3 protein-coding genes are annotated in these 1,728 nt (G+C 75.2%); all 3 read left to right on the forward strand.

The window, feature by feature from the left end:
- The coding region (locus tag HGA02_RS18520; RefSeq protein WP_168680783.1) for an amidohydrolase family protein at positions 1–652 on the forward strand (652 nt) is incomplete at its 5' end.
- Between the two features lie 181 nt (positions 653–833).
- Positions 834–1,265: a 30S ribosomal protein S16 gene (gene rpsP / locus HGA02_RS18525; RefSeq protein WP_168680785.1), complete on the forward strand. Its 432-nt coding sequence runs from the start codon at positions 834–836 to the stop codon at positions 1,263–1,265.
- On the forward strand, positions 1,265–1,504 hold the full coding sequence (locus HGA02_RS18530; RefSeq protein ID WP_124343926.1) for an RNA-binding protein: 240 nt from the start codon (positions 1,265–1,267) through the stop codon (positions 1,502–1,504). Before rpsP ends, HGA02_RS18530 begins: the two co-directional genes overlap by 1 nt.
- Positions 1,505–1,728 lie beyond the last annotated feature (224 nt).

Genomic DNA, 1,728 nt, shown 5'->3' on the forward strand with positions numbered 1-1,728 from the left:
CAAGCTCGTCGCCGACTGGATCGACCGCCGCCTCGGCCCCGACGGCGACCTGCGCCCGCTGTGGCCGCGCGACGTGCTGGCCGACGCCGTCGCCGCCGCGCACGACGCCGGTGCGCGCGTCACCGCCCACACGTTCGCGACCGAGTCGCTCGACGACCTGCTCGACGCGGGCGTCGACTGCTTCGAGCACGCGACGGGCGCGTCCCCCGAGCACGTCGAGCGCATCGCCGCCGCGGGCATCCCCGTCACCGCGACGCTCCTGCAGGTCGCGCAGTTCCCGGCGATCGCTGCCCAGGGAGCCGAGCGGTATCCCGTGTTCGCGGCGCGCATGCGGGCGATGGGGGAGCGGCGGTACGACCACGTGCGCGACCTGCACGACGCGGGCGTCCGGGTGCTCGTCGGCACCGACGCGGGCGGCACGATCGGGCACGGCCGGATCGCCGACGAGGCCGCCGAGATGGCGCACGCGGGCATCCCCGCCCGGGACGTCGTCGCGGCGGCGAGCTGGCGGACCCGCGCGTGGCTGGGCGTCGACGGGCTGAGCGAGGGCGCGTCGGCGGACCTGGTGGTCTACACCGCCGACCCGCGGGAGGACGTGCGCGTGCTCGCCGACCCGGCCGCCGTCGTCCTGCGCGGCCGGCGGGTGCGCTGACCCGTCGTCGCACGCAGCCGACCGGCTTGGGAGCACGGCGCGTCGTCTGGCACAATGGTCGGCTGTACCCGATGGCTGCAGCCCCTCTACCTGCGTCCGTCGTGTCCTCGGCCGGACGGTGCGCCCACCCCACGGGCAGCGCCTCGAGGCCACCCCAGCAGATCCAGGAGAAGACCACACCGTGGCCACGAAGATCCGTCTCAAGCGTCTCGGCAAGATCCGGGCGCCGTACTACCGCATCGTCGTCGCGGACTCGCGCACCAAGCGCGACGGCCGCGTCATCGAGGAGATCGGCAAGTACCACCCGACCGAGGAGCCCTCGTTCATCGAGATCACCTCGGACCGCGCGCAGTACTGGCTCGGTGTCGGCGCGCAGCCGACCGAGCAGGTCCTCGCGCTCCTCAAGGTCACCGGCGACTGGCAGAAGTTCAAGGGCCTGCCGGGCGCCGAGGGCACCCTCAAGACCAAGGGCGAGAAGGTCGACCCGAAGGCCGCGATCGAGGCCGCCGCCGCTGACGCCGAGAAGGTCAAGGCGACGGCGTCGGAGAAGAAGGCCGCCGCTGCGGAGGCCCCGGCCGACGAGGCGCCCGCCGCCGAGGACGAGCAGGCCTGATGCTCGCCGACGCGCTCGAGCACCTGGTGCGCGGGATCGTCGACCACCCGGACGACGTGCGCGTGAGCGCCTCGTCCCTGCGGCGCGGCGAGCTCCTCGAGGTCCGGGTCCACCCGGACGACCTCGGTCGCGTCATCGGTCGCGGCGGACGCACCGCCCGTGCGCTGCGCACCGTCGTCGGGGCGCTGTCCCCGGACGGTGCGGTGCGCGTCGACGTCGTGGACGTCGACCGCCGCTGACCCGCCCCCGGGTGCGCCACCGCGGTGGCCGCCCGACGGCTCGACAGGCCCGGTCCCCTAACCTGGGGACCGGGCCTGTGCCGTGCCCGCCCGTCGTCGCCCGCCCGGTGCAGGGCGCCCGATCCACGCCGTACCCACGCCGTCCCCTCGGAGGAACCCCATGCTGCTGACCGTCGCGCGGATCGGACGTGCGCACGGCCTGCGCGGCGAGGTCGCGCTCGACC

It is taken from the genome of Cellulomonas septica (genome assembly GCF_012396155.1).
In the GTDB taxonomy this organism is placed as follows: domain Bacteria; phylum Actinomycetota; class Actinomycetes; order Actinomycetales; family Cellulomonadaceae; genus Cellulomonas; species Cellulomonas septica.